Origin of the sequence: Flavobacterium sp. (genome assembly GCF_031423415.1) — a bacterium.
In the GTDB taxonomy this organism is placed as follows: domain Bacteria; phylum Bacteroidota; class Bacteroidia; order Flavobacteriales; family Flavobacteriaceae; genus Flavobacterium.
This window is the reverse complement of sequence record NZ_JANPFL010000168.1, coordinates 1-3,464: the sequence shown is the minus strand read 5'-3', so window position 1 is coordinate 3,464 and position 3,464 is coordinate 1. Positions and strand designations below refer to the sequence as shown.

Sequence of the window (3,464 nt, the reverse complement as noted above, 5' to 3'; positions counted from 1 at the left end):
AAATTAGAAACATAATTACATGTATAATGTTTTTCTAAAACTAATTTTACGCATTCAAACTTAAATGCATAATCATATTTGACTTTTCTTTCCATAAAAATACCCCCAAATAGTGTCTAACTTTTTGGGGGCAGTCTATTTGTTATCGGTTTTTTTTATGATATAATTGTACTAATTTTGTAAAACATTTCTGCTATTATGATTCTTAATAAAATAAACAATTGGCTAACAAAATACAAACCCTATTTTTTTGGATATTCCAATGGTTTTTTTCAATTGTCTTATTTGTCCAATTCACCCGAATTAATTGTAGCAAGTAGTAAAAAATTTCCATTTCAAAAAGTAAACGATGAAAGACAACTTATTTATACCGACAATCCTTTTATAAAAGGTGAGTTTCATTATGACGAATTAGAAAAAGGACTTTGGGCTTTTAATTCTAAAATGACCTATAAAAATAATGTTTCGTACCATCCAATTTATGATGAAACTATTCCTTCCAATTATTATTGCTTAACACTCAATGTAATTGAGAATAAATATAAAACCAATTTTTATGAGTTCAACAATATAAAAATTCCGAATTATTCCATCAGTTTTTTAAAACCGAAACGCGATTTTATCAATTGTCATTTCAAAGGCGCTACCGAAAATCAATATATTTTTTATTTTGATGAAAATTGGTTCACAAACAATATTAAAAACGGAAAAAACACTTCCTTAAGTTTTTTAAAAATTATGGCAGATGATGCAATTGGTTTTGCAAATTATGCGATATCCTACAAGCAGTTTCAAGATATTATTGAAAATTTCGAAAAAGGTTTTTCAGGAAATAAACCAGATCGATTTGCCTTAAAAAAACAAACCTATCTTTTTTTCGAACAATTTTCTAGTCTCTTTGACGAGTTGACAAATATTTCATCTCAAGAAATTAACTATAAAGACAGAGTTATAATTGAGAAAATAGAAAAATATCTTTTAGAAAACTTGTATGCAAAATTTGTAGGTATCGAATTTTTGTCCGAAAAGTTTAAAATGTCTCCTACTAAACTTAAAAAAGAATTCAAAGCCATTTTTGGTACTTCTGTCTTACAATATTTTCAAACCAAGCAAATGGAATTGGCACAACAAATTATTCAACAAGATAATTTGTTAATTAAAGACGTTGCCAAACTTTTTCACTACGAAAACGTAAGCAAGTTTTCTAAAAAGTTTGAAGAAGTAAACCAAAAATTACCATCTAAAGTTAAACAATAGTTATTTTTTCACTCAAAATGTCTTTTCGGGCTGTTTTGGTCGTATTGGAGTATTTTATTTGTTTTTTAAGATTTAATTTTGCAGTTAAATCCTAAATTTATGACGAAAAAAATCTTACTCTTTTTATTGCTTTTGCCAATGGTATGGCTCAATGCACAAACCTTAGATATAAACCTAAGTAAGTATTCTTTTAATAATACAGTTAGATCCATTGTAAAAGATGGTGAGGGAAACACCTACGTATGTGGAAGTTTTACAACTGTTGCTCTTTGGTCAGGCCATGGGGCAAACTTTTATGGAAAACAGGACTACAAAATACAGATTTTGCTAAAGTTGCAGGTGGAAATATAGCAGCAGTAGTTGCAATCCCTTCTGGAGGATGGTACATCGGGGGATCTTTTAATGCCGTAAACGGTGAAAGTAGGAATAAACTAGCACGAATCAAAGCAGATGGAAGCTTGCACCCGTTTAACCCGAATATGAGTAGTACTGTTTCTGCATTAGCCCTAGATGCCAGCGGAAATTTATACGCAGGGGGTGATTTGAGTACTGTAGGAGGCAGCACGACACGAAATCGTTTGTGTAAATTTGATACAAGCGGGGTTTTAACGAGTTTTGACCCGAATATGAGTAATTATGTTTCTGCCTTAGCACTAGATGCCAGCGGAAATTTATACACAGGGGGTGCTTTTACAACTGTAGGTGGCAGCACAACACGAAGTCGTTTGTGTAAATTTGATGCAAGCGGGGCTTTAACGAGTTTTGACCCGAATATGAGTTCTATTGTTTCTGCCTTAGAACTAGATGCCAGCGGAAATTTATACGCAGGGGGTGATTTCACAACTGTCGGAGGCAGCACGACACGAAATCGTTTGTGTAAATTTGATACAAGCGGGGTTTTAACGAGTTTTGACCCGAATATGAGTAATTCTGTTTCTGCCTTAGCACTAGATGCCAGCGGAAATTTATACACAGGGGGTTCATTCACAACTGTAGGAGGCAGCACAACACGAAATCGTTTGTGTAAATTTGATGCAAGTGGGACTTTAACGAGTTTTAACCCGACTATGGGTTCTATTGTTATTGCCTTAGCACTAGATGCCAGCGGAAATTTATACGCAGGGGTTGGTTTTCCTGGTTCAGTATATTATTTAGAAATTTATTCGCTACCGTGTACTGTACCCAGCGTAACAGCAACTAGCTCGAATGCACGTTGTGGAAATGGTTCAATAACCATTGGTGCAACACCAAGTGCAGGGTCTATTAAATGGTACACAGCAGCAAGCGGAGGAACTTCAATAGTGGATGATGTTACTTATGATTTAAGCGGAAATAATTTAATGATCAATAATTTAACAGCTACAACAACTTTTTATGCAGAGGCAGTTGATGGAAGTTGTGTAAGCGCAGCTAGAACTGCAGTAGCTGTAACTGTGAATACAGTTCCAACTGCTCCAACTGCAGCGGCACAAACTTTCTGTGGTACAACTACGGCTAGTAGCCTTATTCCTGCTATTAGTGCTACAATTAAGTGGTATGCTGATAATACGACTACAACAGCATTAGCTGCAACAGAAGACGTTATAACGGGAACCTATTTTGTTTCTACTGTTTCTGCTGAAGGATGTGAAAGCACAAGAACTTCGGTTTCTGTAACTGTGAATACAGTTCCAACTGCTCCAACTGCAGCGGCACAAACTTTCTGTGGTGCAACAACTGCAAATAGTTTGGTTCCTGCAATTAGTTCAAGCATAAAATGGTACGCAAATGACACCACAACTACTGCTTTAGTTGCTTCGGATGTTTTAACAACAGGAACGTATTATGTTTCAGAAACAGTAAACGGTTGCGAAAGTACAAGGACATCTGTTGCTGTATCTCTTGCCGACACAACAAATCCTACGGCAATTGCTCAAAATATCACGGTAAGCTTAAATGCTTCTGGTACTATTTCTGTTACACCAAGTATGATAAACAATGGCTCATCAGACAATTGTGCGATAGCAAATTTTCAAATTAATAATGCATCAAGTGTTACGTTTACTTGTGCTGATATCGGGACCAATAATGTAGAATTAAAAGTTGTGGATGTTAGTGGAAATGTGGCTACAGCAAATGCAGTTGTAAATGTTATAGATGTTATTAGCCCTACTGTAATTACTCAAGATATTACGGTAACCTTAAATGATTCTGGCACTTTTACTGTT

At 34.9% G+C, this 3,464-nt stretch carries 2 protein-coding genes; both read left to right on the top strand.

Annotated elements, in window-relative coordinates:
- Positions 1-198 precede the first annotated feature (198 nt).
- Complete coding sequence (locus tag RMO83_RS14370) at positions 199-1,257, top strand: AraC family transcriptional regulator (protein WP_310560392.1); 1,059 nt, start codon at positions 199-201, stop codon at positions 1,255-1,257.
- 242 nt (positions 1,258-1,499) lie between these two features.
- Positions 1,500-3,464: hypothetical protein (locus RMO83_RS14365; RefSeq protein ID WP_310560391.1), on the top strand; the 1,965-nt coding region annotated here is incomplete at its 3' end.

What these genes read in the sequence shown, in the direction of transcription:
- RMO83_RS14370 (WP_310560392.1), top strand. Translation starts at nt 199, where the DNA reads ATGATTCTTAATAAAATAAACAATTGGCTAACAAAATACAAACCCTAT.